9 protein-coding genes are annotated in these 21,519 nt (G+C 53.8%); all 9 read left to right on the forward strand.

The features are described 5' to 3' along the window. Positions 1-1,035 precede the first annotated feature (1,035 nt). The 9 genes from NHH03_RS17910 to NHH03_RS17950 all read left to right on the forward strand — a co-directional run bounded on the left by NHH03_RS17910 (position 1,036) and on the right by NHH03_RS17950 (position 21,470). Complete coding sequence (locus NHH03_RS17910) at positions 1,036-2,796, forward strand: GspE/PulE family protein (protein WP_253158363.1); 1,761 nt, start codon at positions 1,036-1,038, stop codon at positions 2,794-2,796. A gap of 521 nt (positions 2,797-3,317) precedes the next feature. After that, a complete protein-coding gene (locus tag NHH03_RS17915) occupies positions 3,318-4,439 on the forward strand; it encodes a type IV pilus twitching motility protein PilT (protein WP_253158364.1) in 1,122 nt (373 codons plus the stop codon). A 110-nt stretch (positions 4,440-4,549) separates the two neighbouring features. Next, positions 4,550-6,262 carry a GspE/PulE family protein gene (locus NHH03_RS17920; RefSeq protein ID WP_253158365.1) on the forward strand — a complete coding sequence of 571 codons (1,713 nt, stop codon included), beginning with the start codon at positions 4,550-4,552 and terminating at the stop codon, positions 6,260-6,262. A gap of 103 nt (positions 6,263-6,365) precedes the next feature. Beyond that, complete coding sequence (locus NHH03_RS17925; protein ID WP_253158366.1) at positions 6,366-7,808, forward strand: type II secretion system F family protein; 1,443 nt, start codon at positions 6,366-6,368, stop codon at positions 7,806-7,808. A 172-nt stretch (positions 7,809-7,980) separates the two neighbouring features. Then, positions 7,981-9,195: a type II secretion system protein gene (locus NHH03_RS17930; protein WP_253158367.1), complete on the forward strand. Its 1,215-nt coding sequence runs from the start codon at positions 7,981-7,983 to the stop codon at positions 9,193-9,195. A 78-nt stretch (positions 9,196-9,273) separates the two neighbouring features. Next, on the forward strand, positions 9,274-10,749 hold the full coding sequence (locus NHH03_RS17935) for a prepilin-type N-terminal cleavage/methylation domain-containing protein (RefSeq protein WP_261364341.1): 1,476 nt from the start codon (positions 9,274-9,276) through the stop codon (positions 10,747-10,749). Then, positions 10,749-12,305 carry a pilus assembly FimT family protein gene (locus tag NHH03_RS17940; protein ID WP_253158369.1) on the forward strand — a complete coding sequence of 519 codons (1,557 nt, stop codon included), beginning with the start codon at positions 10,749-10,751 and terminating at the stop codon, positions 12,303-12,305. Before NHH03_RS17935 ends, NHH03_RS17940 begins: the two co-directional genes overlap by 1 nt. A gap of 98 nt (positions 12,306-12,403) precedes the next feature. Further along, the gene (locus NHH03_RS17945; RefSeq protein ID WP_253158370.1) at positions 12,404-13,861 is read left to right on the forward strand and encodes a PulJ/GspJ family protein; all 1,458 of its coding nucleotides are present in this window, start codon (positions 12,404-12,406) and stop codon (positions 13,859-13,861) included. Positions 13,862-14,210: 349 nt separating this feature from the next. After that, positions 14,211-21,470, forward strand: coding sequence for a hypothetical protein (locus NHH03_RS17950; protein WP_253158371.1), 7,260 nt, complete (start codon positions 14,211-14,213; stop codon positions 21,468-21,470). Positions 21,471-21,519: the final 49 nt, after the last annotated feature.

Below are 21,519 nucleotides of genomic sequence, written 5' to 3' on the forward strand. Positions count from 1 at the left end.
CTACGGGGCGCTTTGATCGTAGCTGGACCGGCCACGGTTCAGATCTCTTGTGATCTCGCGAGCGGTCGGAACCCTCGGCGGGATCCGCTACGGGGGCGCTCTGATCGTAGCTGGACCGGCCACGGTTCGGATCTCCTGTGCACTCGCGGGCGGTCGGAACCCTGGCGGGATCCGCTACGGGGCGCTCTGATCGTAGCTGGACCGGCCACGGTTCAGATCTCCTGTGATCTTCGGCCAGTCGGAACCCTGGCGGGATCCGCTACGGGGGCGCTCTGATCGTAGCTGGACCGGCCACGGTTCAGATCTCCTGTGATCTCGCGAGCGGTCGGAACCCTGGCGGGATCCGCTACGGGACGCTCTGATCGTAGCTGGACCGGCCACGGTTCAGATCTCCTGTGATCTTCGGCCGGTCGGAACTCTGGCGGGATCCGATACGGGGGCGCTCCGATCGTAGCTGGACCGGCCACGGTTCAGATCTTCTGTGATCTCGCCGGCGGTCGGAACCCTGGCGGGATCCGCTACGGGGACGCTCCGATCGTAGCTGGACCGGCCACGGTTCAGATCTCCTATGATCTCGTGAGCGGTCGGAACCCTGGCGGGATCCGCTACGGGGCGCTTTGATCGTAGCTGGACCGGCCACGGTTCAGATCTCCTGTGATCTTCGGCCAGTCGGAACCCTGGCGGGATCCGCTACGGGGCGCTCTGATCGTAGCTGGACCGGCCACGGTTCAGATCTCTTGTGCACTCGCCGGCGGTCGGAACCCTCGGCGGGATCCGCTACGGGGGCGCTCAGTCCGATTCATTTTGCGGGTCGGGTAAATTCTCCACACCAACCTCCAGCCGGTCCGGTGAATCCTCCACACCTGCGTCTGTGACGGCTGAATTCTCGCAAGACGCTGGAAGTTTTGCTTGTCGATGACCGAAATCGGTTAACGGATGGTATCCTGTTGGATGAGCCGGATAGATAAATGAATCGGATTCATCCCCCGCTCCCTAGTCAATCGTTCGAGTCCCCCCGTCATCAAAGGCGTGTTCATGAGCCAAGCCATGCAAGAATTCACCGATTTGCTGCTCCGCAAGGGCGTTATCAGCTTGGACCAGCTTTCGGAAGCCGAGCAGGTTTCCAAGGACACGTCCAAAGATGTCGGCGAGATTCTGGTGCAGATGGAATATGCGACTCCGGAAGAAGTCGCGATGGCGATGGCCGAATTCCATAAAATCCCCTACGTCGACCTTCGCGAAGAACGGATTGCCGACGAAGTCATCGAGTTGGTGCCTGAGTCGGTCGCCCGGGAAAACATGGTCTTGCCGTTCAGTGAAGAAGACGGGGCGCTGCGGATTTTGATCGCTGACCCGTTCGATTTGGAGACGATCGAAAAACTTCGGTTCATTCTCAATCGCAAAATCGAGACCGCTTTGGCGCCGAAAGAGGCCATTCAGGGGGCGATCAACCAGTACTACGGTCAGGTCGAAGGGGAATCGGCTGACTCGATGCTGCAAGAATTCACCGACACGGCCATCGACTTCACCGAGACCGAGTCTGGCGACAGTGCCGAAGGCCACGAGGACACCGACGACAGTAGCGCGCCGGTCATTCGTCTGGTCAACCTGATGATCCAGGAAGCCGTCCAGTTGCGGGCCAGTGACATCCATGTCGAACCGTTTGAGGATCGGGTGCGGATTCGCTATCGCATCGATGGCGTCTGTGTGGAACGCGAAAGCGCCCCACGACGGATGCTGGCCGCCTTGATCGCGCGGATCAAAATTCTGTCCAAAATCGACATTTCCGAAAAGCGGCGGCCAACCGACGGACGGATCAAAATCACGGTGGGTGACAAACAGCTCGATTTGCGGGTGAGTATCATCCCCACCAACCACGGCCAGTCCTGTGTGATGCGGCTGTTGGACAAAGACAACATCAAAGTGGGGGTGCGTCAGCTGGGGCTCAACCAGCGTGACTACCGGACCTTCAACTCGCTGATCCGACGCCCCAACGGGATCATCCTGGTCACCGGACCGACCGGATCCGGAAAGACGACGACCCTGTACGCCTCGCTCAACGCGCTGAACCGCCCGGACCGCAAGGTCATCACCGCCGAGGACCCCGTCGAGTACTACCTGCCGGGCATCAACCAGGTCGAAGTTCGCCACTCGATCGGCCTCGACTTCTCCCGCATCATCCGCTCGATGTTGCGTCAGGCACCCAACATCATCTTGGTCGGGGAGATGCGAGATCACGAGACCGCATCGATGGGAATCCAGGCCTCACTGACTGGACACCTGGTTTTCAGTACTCTACACACGAACGATGCGCCCAGTTCTATTAGCCGAATGGTGGACATTGGTGTACCCGGCTATATGGTGGCCAGTTCGGTGATTGCGGTGCTGGCCCAGCGGTTGGTGCGGACGATTTGCCCGCGCTGCAAGGTTCGCTATCAACCCAGCGAGAGCATCATCGCCGACTCGATGCTGCCACCCGAAATGGTGGCCCAGGCTGAGTTCTCTCGCGGCAAGGGTTGTCCCTACTGTGCGCGCTCGGGTTATCGCGGGCGGATCGGCATTTACGAGCTGATGGTGATCAACAGCAGACTGCGTGAATTGATGTTCAAGGGAGCGAACACCAATGAGATCCGTGTCGAAGCGATAAATAGTGGTATGTCAACACTTTACGCCGATGGCATGCTGAAGGTCATCCGCGGAATCACGACCTTTGAAGAGGTCTATCGGGTGGCCAAGCAGACCGAGCAAGAGCCGCTGGCGCTCAGCCACTTGGTCAAGGACATGGACTCGCTGTAGGCCGCCTGGCGGTGCCGAAAAATTGCCGCGAAATGCTTGCGCCAAGCGTTTCGCTGCGGTTGCATTGCGGTCACCACGCGACGCCGGGGACAGACCCTGGCCAACCACTGAAATGCTGTCAAAATCAGCTGTGGCCGCTGCACTCGCAGCCCGCCCCAGCTAGCGGCGGCTTCCAGGCCTCTCACGTTCGTCCGGGGGGCAGGTTGAGGAAAGTTCCGCTTCAAAGGCGAAGTTTTTTGAAGTTCTGCAGCTTGCAGTCCATAATGACAGCACTCCCAGGAATTCCCGGCCATGCTGTACGCGGCAAACCGGGCTCAGGGGAAGCCGATTCAATGATTGACGGATTTCACCCTCCTATCCAAGGAGGGTCGGGCTGTAAGCCCGGGGAGGTTTCCCAAACCCTCTCCGGGCCTGAGAGCCCGACTCTCGCTGCGGGAGAGTGAAGCCAACACCCAGCAACTTCAAAACACTGACAATGGGCTCGCCAAGCCCGAACGATTTCACATTGAGGTGAATCTCCGATGGCAACCGTACTGATCGACAAATTGCTGCAAGCAGCCATCAAGCAAGGCGTAAGCGATATTCACATCGTCGTCGGCCAACCGCCGGTATTCCGCCTGCATGGTCGCATGCGCAAGTTGGAGACCAAGACGCTCGAGGGCGAAGACGCGGTTGCGTTGATGAAATCGATCACGCCGGAACGCTGCCAGCGGGAATTGCAGGAGAACGGTAGTACCGACTTTGGTTTTGCGTTTGGCGAACAGGCTCGTTTCCGGGTCTCGGTGTTCAAGCAACGTGGCTTCATTTCGATGGTGCTGCGGCAGATTCCCAACGACAAATTGACGCCCGAGCAACTGGGGCTTCCCGAAGTGGTGGTGAAACTTGTTCATCGCCCGCGTGGGTTGTTCTTGGTCACCGGACCGACGGGGTCGGGTAAATCGACGACGTTGGCCAGTCTAATTAACTTGCTGAACGAAACGATCGACCACCACATCATCACGATCGAGGACCCGATCGAGTTTTATCACGACCACAAGATGAGCACGATCAACCAACGCGAAGTCGGCGTGGACGTGCCAAGTTTCTCCGAGGCCATTCGACGTGCTCTGCGGCAGGACCCGGACGTGATCCTGGTCGGCGAGTTGCGGGATTTGGAAACCATCGAAGCGGCGATCAGTGCGGCGGAAACCGGGCACGTCGTGTTTGGCACCCTGCACACCAACAGTGCTCAAGGAACGGTCAACCGGATTATTGACGCGTTCCCGGGCAACCTGCAGGACCAGATCCGGACCCAGCTTGCCAGCACGCTGATCGGTGTGGTCGCGCAAACTCTGTTACCGAAAATCGGTGGCGGTCGAGTCGCGGCGTACGAAGTGTTGGTGGTCACGCCCGGCGTGGCCAACTTGATTCGCGAAAACAAGACCTTCCGAATTAGCAGTGCCATGCAGACCGGTGCCAAGTTCGGCATGCAGCTGATGGACGACGCGCTGTTCAATCACTGGAAAGCCGAAAAGGTCTCGATCGAAGACGTTTTGGCCAAAGCACACCGGCCTGACGATTTGGCCAAACGCATTGTTCAGTCACGTCGTGGGCTGGACGATTCCGGGGCACCACTGGACGAAAACGAATCCGCCTCGACTTAGCGTAGTGGATCGCTCCGCCGATCCAGCTCTCCCCCAATCCAGAGTTGGATCGACGGAGCGATCCACTACGTTCAACTTATCCGCCTCCTCCTCATCTAACTCACACTTCCATGGCATCACGTCGCATCGGACAAATCCTGGTCGACCTTGGCTTCCTGACCGACGAACAGCGCGAGGTTGTTCTGGAGGAACTGGAACAACAGCCCGGTGCGATGTTCGGCAAGGTCGCCGAGGACATGCAGCTGATCACCGAAGATCAGTTGGTCCAGGCGTTGGCCGAGCAGATGGGCATGCAAACGATCTCGCTGGAAGATATCCAGCTGGCGCCGGAGTTGTTGGAGAAGATCTCGGAGACGATGGCGCAGTTGTATCGTGTGATTCCGATTCGATTCGAAGGCAACACGTTGACCGTCGCCACCTGTGACCCACAAAACCTGAGCGTTCAAGACGAGCTGCGAACATTCCTGGGTTACAACATCGAAGTCCTGGTGGCGACCGAGCACGACATCAACCAAACCATCGGACGCTACTACGACAGCGAATCCGAAAGCGTCGAAAAACTGGTCGCCGAACTGGCCGAGGACGAAGAACTAAAAGCCGCCGTGTCGGCGCTGGACAGCGAAAAATTCAACATCACCGATGCCGAGGCGTTGGCCGATTCGGCGCCGGTTCGCAAACTGTTGAACATGGTGCTGTTGTTGGCGATTAAAGACCACGCCAGCGACATTCACTTGGAACCGTTTGAAGACGAATTCCGCATTCGGATCAAGGCCGAAGGCGTGTTGTACGAAATGGTGCCGCCGCCACGTCACTTGGCGTTTGCGATCACCACGCGAATCAAGGTGATGGCCGATTTGGACATCGCCGAACGGCGAATGCCGCAAGACGGTCGGATCGAATTGATGGTCGGTGGCCACCCGGTCGACCTTCGCGTCAGTGTCTTGCCGACGATCTTTGGCGAGAGCGTTGTCATGCGGGTGTTGGACCGATCGGTCGTCAACCTGTCGCTGGAAAACGTCGGCATGGACGATGAAACCATGGCCACGTTCCGCAAAGCGATCGATCGCCCCAACGGCATCATTTTGGTTACCGGGCCGACCGGTAGCGGCAAGACGACGACGCTGTATTCGTCGCTGTATGAAATGAACGACATCAAGGACAAATTGATCACCACCGAAGACCCGGTGGAGTACGACATCGACGGCATCATCCAGATTCCGATCGACTCTGACGCCGGCGTCACCTTTGCCAGTTGCTTGCGGGCGATCCTGCGGCAAGACCCCGACATCATTCTGGTCGGCGAGATCCGTGACTTGGAAACCGCCGAGATCGCGATCCAGGCCGCGTTGACCGGTCACTTGGTGTTCAGCACGCTGCACACCAACAGTGCCCCGGCCACTGTCACACGACTGCAAGACATGGGCATCCCGGCGTTCATGACCTGTGCCACCGTCGAAGCCATTTTGGCACAGCGACTGGTGCGGCGGATCTGCACCAAGTGCCGCGAAGAAACCAAAGCCAACTTGGATTTGATCTACGAACTGGGCATGACCAAGGACGACGTGGCCGGGAAAAAGTTCTTCAAGGGTTCCGGCTGCGATCAGTGCAATAACACCGGTTACAAAGGCCGGATCGCGCTGTTCGAACTGATGCTGCTAAACGACAAAATTCGCGAGATGATCATGGAGAATGCCTCCACCGATGAACTTCGCGACGAAGCCCAACGCAATGGGATGACATCGCTGCGGGACGCCGGGATGACCATGGCCTATGACGGCATCACGACGCTGGACGAAGTCGTCCGCGAAACGGTTGCCGAGTAATTCAGAAACACACACATTCGTTCACTTTTTTAGACGGTGATCGCACCCGATTCGCAACCAGCGAACGCCCGGTGTGAACACCTACCGCCGAGGGCTACTCGAGATGCCTACTTATCAATTCGAAGCGATGGACGCGGCCGGGCAAGAGATCCGGGACGAGATCGATGCTGCCAGCGAAGAAGAGGCGCAAACCACGATTCGCCAGATGGGATACTTCGTCACGAAGATCTCCGTCAAAAAGCAGGCGGCATCAGCCAAAGGCGGCAAGAAAGGTAAAAAGCGAGGCTTTGCGATCGGTGGCGCCAAAACAAAACACATCTGCGCGTTCACGCGTCAGTTGTCGATTTTGCAAGACGCCGGGTTGCCGATTCTACGCTCACTGAAAATTTTGGAAGGCAACCAGAAACCCGGCAAACTGAAGTTCGGGTTGATGGACGTGTGTGATGAAATCGAAGGCGGTTCGACGCTCAGTGAAGCGATGTCGAAATCGCCCAAGATCTTCAGTCGCTTGTATGTCAACATGATCAAGGCCGGTGAGGCCGGTGGTGCGTTGGAGACGATTCTGCAGCGTCTGGCCGAGTTCCTCGAGCGCTCGGAATCACTCAAGCGAAAAGTCAAAGGGGCGTTGATCTATCCGATCGTGGTGGCGGTTGTCGCGATCTTGATCTTGGCCGGGATCATGATCTTCATCGTGCCCACGTTTGAAGAGATGTTCGAAGAGTTCGAATTGAAACTGCCCGCGCCGACGCTGCTGTTGATCGCGATGAGTAACTACCTGGCCAGCTATTGGTGGTTGCTGATCGTGATGCCGATCATTTTCCTGTTGTTCATCAAACTGATTCGCAAGTTCCGACACGGGCGAGTCGGTTTTGACATGTTCATTTTGAAGGTGCCGGTGTTCGGCGGATTGATCGAAAAGAACATTTTGGCACGGACCACACGAACACTCGGGACCTTGGTCAGTAGCGGTGTGCCGATTCTGGAAGCGATGAATATCACCCGCGAAACCGCTGGCAACGCGGTGTTCGAAAAATTGTTCACGAAAGTCAACGAGGCGGTGCGTGAAGGGGAAGTGATCAGTAAGCCGTTGCGAGAGGAAAGTCAGTTGGGTTTCCACCCGATGGCCGTGTTCTTCTTTGCCCTGTTTGGTGCCTTCCCAGGATTGCTGCTGTTGTCGGTCGCGGTCACCAGTCGCGGAACCAAATTGGATGACGGGGTGATGGTCCAGCAATTGACCTTCATCGCCGCCTATGCGATCGGTTTGGGCGCGGTCGGTGCGGGACTGTTTTACGCAATGAAAATCAAGACACGCATTGTCAACGACCTGGTCGTCAACATGGTCGACGTCGGCGAAGAGACCGGCGAGCTGGACACCATGTTGTACAAGGTTGCTGACCAGTATGACGAAGAAGTACGAACGATGACCGACGGTCTGACCGCGTTGATCGAGCCTTTGATGATTGTGTTCCTAGGGGTCACCGTGGGCTTTATCGTGATCAGTTTGTTCATGCCGTTGATCTCATTGATCACCAGTCTGTCGAACTAATCGACACCTGATACCGTGGGACAGGCCTGTCAGCCTGTCCGAACCTAAAACCCTCATCCGACCAAGTCGTCCGAAGTGTTTCGCGAGTGAGCAAACTCGCGAGACGCCGAAAACGCGAACAGCCAACCGCCGGCCCCTGAGGCCGTCGCCAGTAAACGAGCGGAATTGACCGATGAATCCAATCAACAAACGAATCGCCCAGCGACCCTCCCCCAGCGGCTTCACGCTAGTGGAATTGCTAGTCGTGATCACCATCATCGGCGCCATCGCCGGCCTCTCCATCCCCGCCATCGGCATCGTGATGAAGTCCGTCCGCCGCTCCGCCATGAAAGCCGAGCTGACGAACATCGAAGGCGCGATCGATAACTACTACACCAAGTACGGCGACTATCCACCAGACTTCTCAGAATGGAATATCGTCAAACGGCACTACCTTAAAATCTTCCCCGACGTCGCATCGAGTGAGCTCACACTGTTGTACCGCCTTTGTGACGACCTGGCGGATGACGACGCGAATCGATTGACAGCGACGACTTCGTTCAGTCCAGCTGTAATGGATCGCGCCGAAGTGTTGGTCTGGTCGTTGGGCGGATTCAGTTCGGACCCTCAGTATCCATTTACTGGCGCAGGGGGGCCACTCGCACTGCTCGATCCTAATGGCGATCGGACTGATCCAATGAACGTTGAATACAATCCGACTCGGAATTCACCTGAAATTGAATTCCAGCCGGAACGCCTTTCGATCGCAACTCCAGCCGGTACCGCAGCGCGAACCTACGCCAATCGATATTCCAGTGACGATGACGATGACACCATCAATTTGATGGACCCGTTTCCCAATTACTCGCTGCGTGAAGGCGCGAGTCCTATCGTGTACTTCGATTCACGTACATATGCATACAACGCAACGGCAGCTGTCCCCAGCCCTGCAGGCTTCAATGGGTATGTGCGAATGACCTCTGATGGCGCACTTGGATTTGATGGTGTTCGCCCTGTCTTTTCTGCAAACCCAGGGTTTGTTCCGACACCACCTGCAACCTACGGATCCGCGAGTGCCGCACTCACAGGCTGGCAGTTTGAAAACCCACAAACATATCAGCTGCTAGCACCCGGGCTTGATGGACTATTTGGTGACATGACGGATAACGATAGCAATGCGATCCCAAATGATGCTGTTCCTGTCTACTTCCAATCAAATGGAAACATGGTTGTAGCAAACGCTGCCGGTACGGTTCCTGCGTTGCCGGTTCCCAATGGTTTGCTGCATCCTAGCGTGAGCCGATTCGACGTGACGGGAGTGTCTGCGGCTCTATCTAAGTCCGATAACCCGTTCCGCGACAACATGGCAAATTTCATCAGTGGAACGTTCGAGGACCAATTGCCGTAGTTCGTTAAATGGCCTCGTGTTTCATCGATTGCCAGGTTGCATCTGGCCTACTTATCTCCCTTGTCAGCACAATTCACCATGCACACTGAAAACCAAGCGAAGCGAACATCGCCATGCGTGACATCTCGTCGCGCATCGGGGTTCACGTTGGTCGAGCTGCTCGTCGTGTTGACGGTCATGGTGGCGTTGGGTGGCATGTTGACCTTGGCATTGGCATCGGCCACGACCGATGCCCGCATCAAACGCACGCAAGCCGATGTATTGACTATCGGGCAGTTGTTGCAATCGCGCGTCAATGAAGTCTCGTTGGCTCCAGTCAATTTAATTTATGGCAGGAGCGGGATTGAGTTAGTGCGAACGAACCAGGTAACGTTACAAGGGCTTGGTGGGCCTGGCACTGCGGGAATCACTACCAATGCACAGCGGGTTTCGTTTATGGCAAATGAGCGAGCTCGGTTGATCCTATATGCTCGTCGCGATATGGCGAGATTGGTCCTTCCCGAATGCCAGGCAGACCTGTTTTATCCACCGGCGAGTTTGCAATTTCGCTCCTATCATCAAACCTCCGCTGGTACGGGAGGCTGGGTTGCAAATGTTGCCCAAGTCAATCCACCTCCACAGTGGAACCGAATGCGTAGACTGGCAGGGCTCTACACATCAGGCGACATTGACGCAGAGTACAACGTCGCAAATGGCGTAAATGGTGCGACCAGCCCCGCCACGAATCCTGAGTTCGGTGCAATTGCCGAAGCTGGAGCGGCTGCATTTGAAGCCATCCTTAAGCAAGACGTAACGCAACCTTGGTCTGCACCTGCTCCACGTCCTCAAAGTAGGTGGACGCGCCAATACGAATCATCTGAATGCCTGTATTTAATCTTGGCCACCACGGATTTGTTTGGTCAACGCGCGATCGATAAAATTCCACAGAGCCAGATTGAAGATACTGATAACGATGGGATTCCGGAAATCCTGGATGCTTGGGGTAACCCTTATGAATACATTCGCAACCCCATCGGATATAAGAATCCAGCAATCAAGAATTATGACCCAGGTGGTGCGACCCCCGCAGACCAGTTTCCGTTCGATCCAGATCCGTTTGATTTCTTGGCGGCTGACCTACGGTACAACGCCGGAACTCATCCCGCGCCGCTGCCGGCCGGTATTTCTGAGGCAGCCTACTATCCAATTTTCCTGCCACCCTTGGTGATTAGTGCAGGTCGTGATGGAGAGTTCGGAATTAGGCTGAGCTTTGTCGATTCGGATGGTGATGGGGCCGCGGATGAAGGGGTGAATGACTCATATAGTTCTTCAGCCGTCCAGTATCCAGGTTCTGGCGGTAACCGTTTTTTGCCAGTCTATTTCGGTGTGCCAGTTGTTCGGTTTCCCGATCCTTTCTTCAACGTAAATTCGGTGTCTGCCGCTGGGACGGGATTATATGAGTTCTCAATCGATGGCATTGCACAAGCAAAACAGGATGGTGGCCTTGGCGCAATTCTAGATCCAACGCTCGGGCTGCACGCTGATAATATTTCGTCGCTTGACGCGGGATTCTAATGCATAAGATCACTCATCACAGTCGAAAGGCACATGCGAGCACTTGTACTGCTCATTCGCGCCGAGGTGCGTTCACGTTGGTGGAGTTGTTGATTGCGATTACTATCGCATCAGCGCTGACCGCAATTGCATTGCCGACGTTGAAGGACAGCATGCGGCAGAACACTCTCAGTCGTTGTGCTTCGCTCGTAAAAGGTGCGTTTATCAATGCGAGATCTCAAGCGATTCGCTCCGGACGCCCGTTTGGGGTCGTCGTGGAGCGACGGAGGCATGAAATTGGTTCAGGAGCCGCTGATTCACTTGACTTTACTGTCGCAAACTATTCGACGCGTTTGTATTACGTGCAATCACCTATCGAATACCGAGGTGATTTTGATGACGCAGTGCTATATCCAATCTTCGTTGATAGCGATACCACATCTGACACTGATCCAGTGGTGCCTTCCTTTTTTGTACCGCAATCGTCAGCGGGTTTGCTATTTGCGGCTGCCAATCCGAACACTGGAGTTGGGAATTCGACTGCAGCGAAACAGTTGATAAATTTGGGGACGCGTTTTGCTGTCGCAGGCGAGTCCTATCAGTTTCGCATTACAGGATTGGTACAACTGACGCTTACCGGTACCGGGCTGACTAATCTGGGGGGAAACCAGGTCGCTTATCATCCGCAAATTCCAGCTGGTGCTGGCGTGCTCGTTAGTTTTGATTATCAGGATTTTTCGCCCCAGCAGCCTGCGCTTCCAGGAATCCTGTTTAATACCCAGTCACCAAATCCAATTCCGAATCCACTGCCACCAGGGCAGACAGCGCTTCAATATGCCTGCACCCTATCTACATTCCCAGCGGGAATCGCAGCGTATCAATCACATAAATTTAAGTTTCGAACGAATCCGATCAAGGCTCCTCTGGCGCCAGTGAATCTGATCGGGAAATCGATCATCGACTTGTCTGTTTCCGGAACTGGTACAAATCCTATTGCATTCAATGCTCAGGAAATAGTGGATCAATTGCCGGCGACGGACATTCCTCCGGTAGACGCTGGTCTGTCTTTAAACGACGTGATTGTAATGTTTGCAGCTGATGGGAAGCTTGATGGTGTTTTCTACGATCAACGCAGTGTCACCGGTGGTGCAGGTTCAGCGAGGATCTCCGGTTTTGCGTATCAGCGCTTTGCACCATCCGCCTCGGTTTCATTCAATGTGGGATTTATTGATGGAATTCTCGATAACGTTGATGACATGGCGCGGTATCCCGAAAACGTGCCGGGCACGGATTACCAAATCAATCCCGGCGATCCTGGGTTCGTACAACCAGCACCACCCGCGGCATTAGTGGTTTCCAAGGTGCCGAACTTTGCGAACACCGACTGTGCTTGGGTAAGCGTCCAGCCGTTAAGCGGTAACGTGAGGCTTGAAGGTGTCGCGTCACAGCCTGCAGTTTCGCGTTTGAATAGTTATTACGGATTCGCGCCTGCGGCTGGTAGTCAAACCGCTCGCAACGTTGTTAGAAGTCGTATGCATCAGTCGCGACGCTTGTCATCCGCAGGAGCAGTGCAGTGAGTCAACAAAGCAATCTACGACTTCGGATAAGAAACTTCTGGTTAGGGTCGGATGCTACGCGTGCGTTTCGCACACGACCGCGGGGCGGGCTTTCGATTATGGAAGTTCTATTCGCAATCGCCGTACTGACCATCGGTCTTCTCGGTGTTGCTTCTATCTTGCCGGTCGCAACAAACAATGCTTCGATGGTGTTGCAGACCGATCGTGCAGTTGAAGAAATTAATAACCGAATTGCAACCGACCTTGCACAATTAACTGGTGCATTCGAGGACGTTAATGTCGCAAACAATTCAGCGACAAATTTCGCAGCGACTTCTTTGCGAGTTGATGAAGTTGACACGGCGAGATTTGGTACCTACTTGGCTGGCTACGAGAAATTGCTTCCAAATGGGGATGTGAACCAACCGAGTTTGCCGGAGGCATTTTGCATCGACCCTTGGTTTCTATCCGCTGCGGGGACATTGCGAGATGACAGCACCAGCAACACTGATGATCGCAACGGATACGATCGCACGATGTTTCCTTGTTATGATCCACGGTTGCATCCAATCAGCCAATCTCCAACTGACGAAATTGCCCAGTCTCTCGGTGGGGGATTGACGAAAGTCGTAAATTCACCTCGTTTCACGCGAATCGGACTTTCGCCCGAAAATTCGAATCTGATTTCTGCGATGAATGCCCAGGCGGAGGCGCGTCCTAGCGATGATTTTTCATTGGTTTCGCCCAAAGACAGCACTTTCGGTCCGGGGCTGTTTATTCAGCGTAGCGGTAACGGTGCCTTATCGCCTGCTAAAGAAACGGTCAGTTCCCGCTTCTCATCGTTTGTCATGATGGCTCGCAGTTCGGTCGGCAGTAGCATTTTTAATACTGCTGTTGTTACGATGCTCGATCGCAATATCGTGACGGTGCCTGGAGGAGAATATAACGGTCACATTGTCCTACCAGCTGGCCAGGTCGCAGCGCATAACATGCGTCCGTACACTGCCTGGCTGCCCGATGACCCTGCATTTCCTGGTTCCTTTCCGAAGGATGCAGACCAGATTTATCCAGATGAGATGCTGGGATATGTGACGTATGCGCCGCGTCCGCTGTCGGGCGGGGGCGGGGGGGAGTTTCAGTTTCGTACCAATCGTCATGTTAGGCCTTCCGTGTCCAGCGGCGATTGGTTGCTTTTGATGAGGAGAGAATATACCAGGGCGCCAGGTTCACCAATTGTTCCGGGCGCTCTTAAATATGCTTGGTATCGTGTCACCTCAGTTTCGAAGCCGCCCACATTGGGGCCTGGAACTCCTGCGACGTACTATGAGACTCAGGTCACGGTCCGCGGTCCTGATTGGCTTTTTCATCCCATTCAAAATCTCATTTTCGGCAATGCCGGGCCTCCTTATTTCGGCGGCCCCACGGCTCCGACCTGGGGCAGTCCACCTGCGTACTCGTATGACGCGATGCCGGCTCAGGGTGTGAATCCCACTGGATACAATCACTTCGACTATGGGACTGTTGTCGTATTAATGCCTAATGTCATTAGTGTGAAACAGTTTCAAACGCAGCTTTAGCAGAGTTTAATTTTTTACTTACGATTATTAAGTGCGTTATATGCTCAATCGAGCATGGTTATGCAAGATGTATAAGTCGCATCAGAAGCGGCTTAGCCTTAACAGTATGAAACTGGCTACGTAAAGCGACAGGAAACTGTCGTGACTTTTCACCAAATTGCAGACTGGCATTTGCGCCGGGCAATGTGCCCGATTTGAACGCAGACGCCAACTCGCAGGAGCGAGCGATTCAATGAGTACCTGTCTTCCCCAACGGCCGATTGGCTTTGCCAGTCCCGACGATGTAGCGCCGACATCTGTCAACCTCCGAGCCGCTCGGAGCGGAGTCGTGTTGCTAATCGTTCTAGGCATGCTTTCGCTGTTCACTGTGTTGGTGGTGAGTTTTGTAGTCTTCAGTTCTCAGGTTGCAGACTCGTCGGCAGCCAGCCAAGAAAGACGGCTTTCGGAAATTCTTCCGAAGCCACCGATCGACAGCGCAGTATTGCAGTTGGTTACCGGAACAAGTGATTCCCGAAGCGCTGCGTTTGGCGCAAGTTTGATGGAAGACTTTTACGGTGTTGACGGACGTTTGATGCGGGTTGGGCATCGTCGTGCGAATCCTAATACAAAAGCCGCTCCAAACGGTGGACGTGGATCGCTGCTCTTACCGCTGGACGCTTTAGGGAAACCGCAGTCTACGCTTTTTCGCTTTCCAACAAACATGGCATTTTGGCATGCCGACGGCGCCGTAGCAGATCTTTCCGCGCCGTTGACGGGACTCACTCCGCTAACTGAATTTGCGTCACTTCTGCCCTATCTTGACGACACTTTGGCCGGGCGAATCGTGACGTTCGCTCGCGGTCCGTTGAGGAACCGTTCGTTTCGGCTCATTCGCTCGTTCGGAATCACCAATGGAACGACAGACGCGGGCCTGACTGCTACGCAGCCATCAGAATATGCAATTGCCGGTAGCTTTGTCATTGACCTCTCAGAAATGGGAGACGAATTTGTCGAGATTGATGGCGTTCCTGAGCCGCTTTACCTTGTAGCCGCCACCACTCCGAATCGCTTACTTTATGATGTCGGGCCCGATGGCGCGCCTGGGCGTGCAGGGGTTAGTGATGATGGTATTGGGGGCGTTGATGATGACGAGGAACTGGGCTGGCCGGGAAGTGATGACATTGGTTTTCCTTTTGTACTCAACGGTGCTGTCTTCAATGGTTTGGGTGTTAATCCATCTGGTCGAACGGGAGTGACTCATACCGCTGGCGGCACAGCACCTGATACGCTAGCTGAGATTGAGTTCACCTTGAATTCCAGATTGACTGGATCGGCGTATCAAGGTGGGAATCAGTTGCCCGAGTTCGACGAATCATGGGATGCTCCTGATTGGGAAAATATTTTCCTTGCATGGCAACCGAGCGACCATCGGCGTGCAGTGAACTCGAATATCTACGCTGGAGTGAACGGCGTACGCCTGAATCAACAACTCGGCCAGCACATCATCCCCTCGTTTCATCGTCCAGCAATCATCAACTACTTGATGAATGCGCCGATCCGGATACCTGGGGACCAATTGGATCCGACATCTACGTTACCTGCTCCCGCCGCTCAATATACGGAAAGAACTTTTTCTGACATCAAGATTGCTGCGCTTGCCGGGACGGAGTTGCCTGACGATATCACTCGGCTCCGTTTTCTTGTCACAAGAATTCGTCGTGCCACTGTCCGCCCGTTGAATTTCCCTCACGAATATGGCACAGCCGCCACTAGTGACCTAGACCAGGATGGAGATCCGTATGATGGAGCTCCTTTCTTTAGCGGATCAAATCAGGTCCCAATTCTGAACCAGACAATCGACATTTCCGCAAACCTCGCAACGATTGTTCTTCAAGTTGAGGAGCTTGCCCATTGGCTGATCAATGGACCGTGGGATGTCGACAATGATGGTGATGGTTTACCAGATAGTGTTTGGGTTGACCTGAACCTTCCGGTCGTAAACGGGCCAAATGGCAAATTGCTCAAGCCAATGGTTGCGCCATTGATTGAAGATCTTGACGGTAAGATCAACGTTAACTTTTCGGGAAACTACAACCAGCTGATCAATCAGCAGTACACGGTAGGACCGATTAATTATGGGACCAACCCAGCACAGTATCTGAATGCAAATACTGCTCTCGGTTCGTTCGGATTCGGCGGAGGCGTAGGCCCTGCTGAGATTGATTTCTCGCATCTGTTTGCATTTGAGTCATCACCCCGGCCAGGGTTTGTTGGGCCTTTGCCAACAGCACAAACAGACAACGTTCGTCAAATCGATGAAATTCTATTGACGCGCTACGGGAATTTGATGAATACCCGGTATGGTGGAGCTGTTTACAACTATGCGTCGTCATATCCCTATGTGGCGACCTCACCCATTTTTCGGATTCCTTCGACGGGGCCACCAGCGAATTTTCCTCAAAATATCTATCCTTACACGATTCCGTATGCGAACCCGTTGCCCGCAGCAGTTCGTCCTACGCGATTTCTAACCTACCCAGGTGCAGGAAATCGTTTGCAGCCTGCTGAGACGGCAGATTCACTCGCCCGTATTCCGTTTCCTTCACGATCGATTGATCATACCCCCGGCTCGTTTGCGGGCAGGCCTGTCGACATTTCTGGAACAGAGCGTGTCGTTAAAGATCAGTACGGATCACATCGAATCAATAGTCCTTTGAGATCAGCTGATGTGGTGAATCACCCGTACGAGTTTGGTGCAACTGAAATTCGAGGGGATGATGCACCATTCTCTGCCGCTGAATATGTTGACCTAGTCTCCGGTGGACCTTTGGCGGGCAGACTTGCCCAATTGCTTGGCGATGCTGCTGATCGAAATGAAGCTCTCGCACGAATCATTACGACTGACAGTCGGAGTGTGGATTCGCCAGAGATGCCAGGCTTCAATAGTGCACTCCATTTGTTCGCTCGGCGTTTTGCTGATGAACCGTCCGCCGATCCTGCCGTGGGAATACAGTCGACTTTATTAAGTCGGATGCTGGCGGTTGAACTACGAAAAGGCAGTAAGCTGAACCTGAATCGGCAGCTAGGAAACATTCAAGACGACAACACTAATGGTTTGGGCGATGAGACGTTGGAGGTTCGTTCGGTCTTAAGGCAAACCGGTGGTACTCCAGCTGCATTTGAGCGAAATGCAGCAAATAATCGGCGGTCGTTGGAGTCGGCGTTTCCAGAGGTTGCGGGTAGGTTCCCTGCTGGAGCAACTAACGCACACTATGGGCCAACAAGCCTTTACGTTGCTCCGGGTATGCCTGCAACTGATGCGATTCCTGATTTTGACGGAATTGATTTGAACGGTGACGGCGACCTAAATGATTTCGGTATCGGCGAAGGCACGGATATCGACGGGGATGGCGAAGCGGACGCGATTGCTTCTGGCTCTGAGCTATTAGCAAGGCACCTGTACTGTTTGATGTTTGCTTTGATCACTGGTGATATCGATGCAAGTGGGGAATTGGTACCGAGTTACCCGTATCCAGCTGGCTTGCGAGATGCCAGTGTCACAGTGGACACGCGTAATCGCTATGTCGCTCGACAAATTGCACAGTGGGCAGCTAATGCAGTCGATTACCGCGACACAGATGCAAAGTTTACGCGACTGCGATATGACCCGAACCCGTTTGACTCAGATGGATTCAGTTTGGCGGTAGCTGCGGCAAATGAAGTTTGGGGTATGGAACGCCCTGAATTGCAAATCACTGAGACGTTTGCAATGCATGACAAACGGATGAAAAGAAATCTGATCAAACAGCTTGATCCGGGTGATCCTTCATTGAGTCTTGATGGCCAATTGGTTCGAGACGATGATACCGACACTGCTGCTGTAGAGTCTGACAGTGACATGGATCAATTTAGGATTCCGCAGGGTAGTGCATTCATTGAACTACAGGCATTGGCACCGCCAATCGATTTGGCAAATGCAGGGGCATCGCAACCCAGCCTGCCACGTGAACTCTATACCGCGAATAACGAGTTAGATCTGGAAAGGATCGTCGGAACCGGAAATGCAGCAAGTCCCGTTTGGCGGATCGCGGTTGGGCAATACCACAGTGGTGACCACAACAAGAGTTCCCGTTGGGTATTCGATGCGGATCGGTTGGTTGACCTCAGCGATCCAGGTACGGGACCAGATTCGGCGGACTATTTGAATGCCACAATCGATTGGACTGCGGGCGACCAAACTGCAGCGCGCAATCAATGGAACTTTGGGATGCGCCACGGAGCGGATGTCCGAGGATTGCGTTTAGATACAAATGCTGATGGAATCGTTGAAGAGTATGTTGTCTTGGGAGATGACGATTTTAATCCAACCAACGACGCAACCAATGACACCTTAGTCCGCCTTGAGCGATTTGTTTGGTTTGCTCCGTTGCCTCCTAGTCCAACGCTCAACGTGATCGATCCAACTCCCGCCACGGGGTTGGCAATCCCTAACAACAGCGGGATGCGGCCCGATAACGTTTATTTCAATAAACCAGACCAAACCGCTGCGGCCAACCCTGTACTGAACGTGCCAGCACGTTTGCTGCCAGGTCAGTTTGCGGTTGTCGCACCACGAATCACCACCCATTTCGGCCAGAAGTCGACGTCAGCGAGGGACGCTGGGCCAGGGGCAGCTGCCGGACCAGATTCATTCCCTTACGAACCTTCTGAACAACGAATTGAACTTGCACAACAGACGGTGCCAGGTATTCGGTTCAAGCTGAATTATTACAACAACGATACAGTTGCTACGAACCCCCGGATTCCACGTTATGAAGATGACGATCCGGCTGCGTATCGTGTAAACCATGTGTTGCCAATTGTTTGTCAATCGCTGTATCCAAATGAGATTGCTGGATACGTAGCCGATCCGATGGCTTGGGACTGGGTTGACTATGCTGGTGTCGCCAACGACCAAAAAGTCGATATGGGGTTCAATATTAGCGAGCCACTACCTGGCGATCAGTATTATCGGGCGCCACAATATCGCATTCAGGATGGATCACGAGTTGCCGAGTATCCGTTAGTTGACGGATACCGAGATTATGCAAATGCTACTTCTCCACAGGACCCAGCTGGTGGTCTGCATGATGACGTTCCATTCGATCATCGTGTAACGGCACCTCTGACCCGAAGCACAACAGCGACGGGCGATTTGGCTGCGATCGGGACGCACCAAGAGGCCGCAACAATCTTTGTTCAGCGTCTGGCGGATCCGACGGTTCCATGGCACCCGAAAAACAACCCGTACGTCACCATTGATTTTATGCCGATGGATTTGACTACGTTCAATGGTGAAGAGGACGTGCGCGAACAGGTTGTCAGGCAGGTCGTGATGGGGGGGGCTCCCGTTCCTGTCACCGAAGAATTGGATGATGTCAAAACAGACTGGAATACTCCCGCTGCAGGTACTGAAAACGGTTTCACTCCAATGGTGCGTCTGGATTCGCGTCGGAAAATTCCTGACCTTACCAAAGATCGTGGGCTGTCAACCGTGATCCCTGGCCAAACTGTTCGTGAGATGGCCGCTCACCGTACAGCTCTGACAATGACGACTAGTGTTCTGCGGGAAACAACTCCGACACGTGCCGGCATCCCCACTGGTCCGATTGCGACGGAACCCTACTGGGCATTTGAACTTGGAGCTATGTGGGACGAGAACAAGGCTGAACTTGACGCCGTCCTGTTGAACACTGCTTATGCGAGTCCAATCCCCGGAGGCAATGCTGCGAGTATTCCGGTTCAAGGAAACGATGCCTCGAGTGTGCTATCGCTTGACATCAAGACCAGGCCATTTCGCCAGTCACTCGGTTTCGTGAACCGTGAGTTTGGAGTTCCCACGAGTTCTGATTCTCTACGCGTCGGAACGTTTGGAATTGGGTCACCGGAATATGTGGTCATGCTTTCGATTCCTTGGATGAATCGAGAATACCAATCTCCAATGGACCTCATGAATGTGCCGGCTGTCTCACGGACTCGGCTGCTTGCAACATTTAATCCTTCTTCGGTCATTGAAAACAATGCGTTGCGAGAAGTCCCGCTGGACGTTTGGGAATCTTTTGAAGATTTACGTGGAAGTGGAAGTGGGATCCAATCGTCGCATTTGTTGCGGTTTGATGCGAAGCAAACTTCCTATCGAACGGAAGATGGAGACGGTCAATACGGAGTGAATAATCGACAACGTTTAGGCATTAGTGAAAACGTCACCTCTAATTTTGAGTCGCTTACAGGTGGCACACCTGGTTTTGAACAGATCTTTGACTTTGTCGATGTCGGTCCCGTTTGGTTCGATAGTCAACGCTGGTTGGATCCGTCAACGGTTCAATTCCAGCAAGATCAAGGTGTGGGGCCGGGCATCAATCAAAGAAGAGATATATTTAACCGAGTCGTTGAGACGCTTCAGCCACCAAATAATTTTGTTGGAAAGCATCGAACCCCAGGGAAGATCAATCTAAACACAATGCCGGACTATATCCGAAAAGGTGCGTCCTTTTCATTCAATCAAAATGAATTTCTGGACGGTCCCAATACCTTGGAAAACTCCGAAACTCCTGATACAGGACCAAGTCCAACAGGACAGACCATCGGCTTTCGGCCACAGAATGATTCTGTCCGAGGTGATGGGGTTACGACCCAATATGGCCAGTCCCAGTTGTTTGGAAACGGATCTGTCTTTCGTTCATTTGCCTCTAAACACTCTACAGCCTACGAATTGGACACAGATTGGCAGTCGCCAACAACGCTTGGAAGTCCAAATTGGTATGACCAATTTGTTGACACTCCATTTGGGATGGGATTCAAAGCATTCATTGAGTCACGGCGTGGCTACCACGCCACGGTTCCCGCTTCAACTACAAATCCAAATGGATTTTTTGGGGGGAACCCAACTCTTGACTATCGCTATCCAACTCGTTTCGCTGGCGTGTTTGGTCCGGCTCAGGGCAGTCAGACACCTTCCATCCAGCGTTTTATGCGGGTACTGGACCGCTCGCAAAGCACGCAGCCATCCTCAGCGCCTAGTAATCTTCCGAGAGGAGTTCCGCGACGTACCCGTGACATGTCCATTCTACGTCCCCATCCGGACTTTGACTTGCGTCTGATGGATGATACTCAGAGAACGAGCGTCCAAGCTCAAGCAGGAACAACGTTCTCAGTCAGACCAGAGAATAACCAGACCGGAATACTCACGTCGCCAGCACCACCAACGATGCCTAGCACTGCGGTTTCGACAGAGCTCGAAGGGCTAGTCGTACCAATGGTGAATACGGGTTTATTTGAGCGTCCGCAGGCCGAACTGCACCGAAATCGACGAAATCTCGATCGAGATTCGTATTTCAAGTATCGGGACGCGGGGCGCCTCGCAAACATGACGACCAACCACAGTAATGTTTTCATGTTGCGTTTGACCCTCGGGTATTTTGAGGTGGATGCGACAACGGGAGCGGTCGGGGCAGAACATATTTCTGACACCGGTGAACCGGAACGAAACCGGGCTACCTTCATAATTGATCGCACGATCCCGATTGGATTCATGCGAGGTATGAACATGAATACCGAAGAGACGATCTTGTATTCAGAAGTCGAGGAGTGATCGTTTTGAGTGCACGACATGGCATTGGCGTATTGCTGGTGCAGCAATC

The organism is Stieleria tagensis (assembly GCF_024129865.1).
GTDB lineage: Bacteria > Planctomycetota > Planctomycetia > Pirellulales > Pirellulaceae > Stieleria > Stieleria tagensis.

What these genes read in the sequence shown, in the direction of transcription:
- NHH03_RS17920 (WP_253158365.1), top strand. Translation starts at nt 4,550, where the DNA reads ATGGCATCACGTCGCATCGGACAAATCCTGGTCGACCTTGGCTTCCTG.
- NHH03_RS17910 (WP_253158363.1), top strand. Translation starts at nt 1,036, where the DNA reads ATGAGCCAAGCCATGCAAGAATTCACCGATTTGCTGCTCCGCAAGGGC.
- NHH03_RS17915 (WP_253158364.1), top strand. Translation starts at nt 3,318, where the DNA reads ATGGCAACCGTACTGATCGACAAATTGCTGCAAGCAGCCATCAAGCAA.
- NHH03_RS17930 (WP_253158367.1), top strand. Translation starts at nt 7,981, where the DNA reads ATGAATCCAATCAACAAACGAATCGCCCAGCGACCCTCCCCCAGCGGC.
- NHH03_RS17950 (WP_253158371.1), top strand. Translation starts at nt 14,211, where the DNA reads ATGCTTTCGCTGTTCACTGTGTTGGTGGTGAGTTTTGTAGTCTTCAGT.
- NHH03_RS17925 (WP_253158366.1), top strand. Translation starts at nt 6,366, where the DNA reads ATGCCTACTTATCAATTCGAAGCGATGGACGCGGCCGGGCAAGAGATC.
- NHH03_RS17935 (WP_261364341.1), top strand. Translation starts at nt 9,274, where the DNA reads ATGCACACTGAAAACCAAGCGAAGCGAACATCGCCATGCGTGACATCT.
- NHH03_RS17945 (WP_253158370.1), top strand. Translation starts at nt 12,404, where the DNA reads ATGGAAGTTCTATTCGCAATCGCCGTACTGACCATCGGTCTTCTCGGT.
- NHH03_RS17940 (WP_253158369.1), top strand. Translation starts at nt 10,749, where the DNA reads ATGCATAAGATCACTCATCACAGTCGAAAGGCACATGCGAGCACTTGT.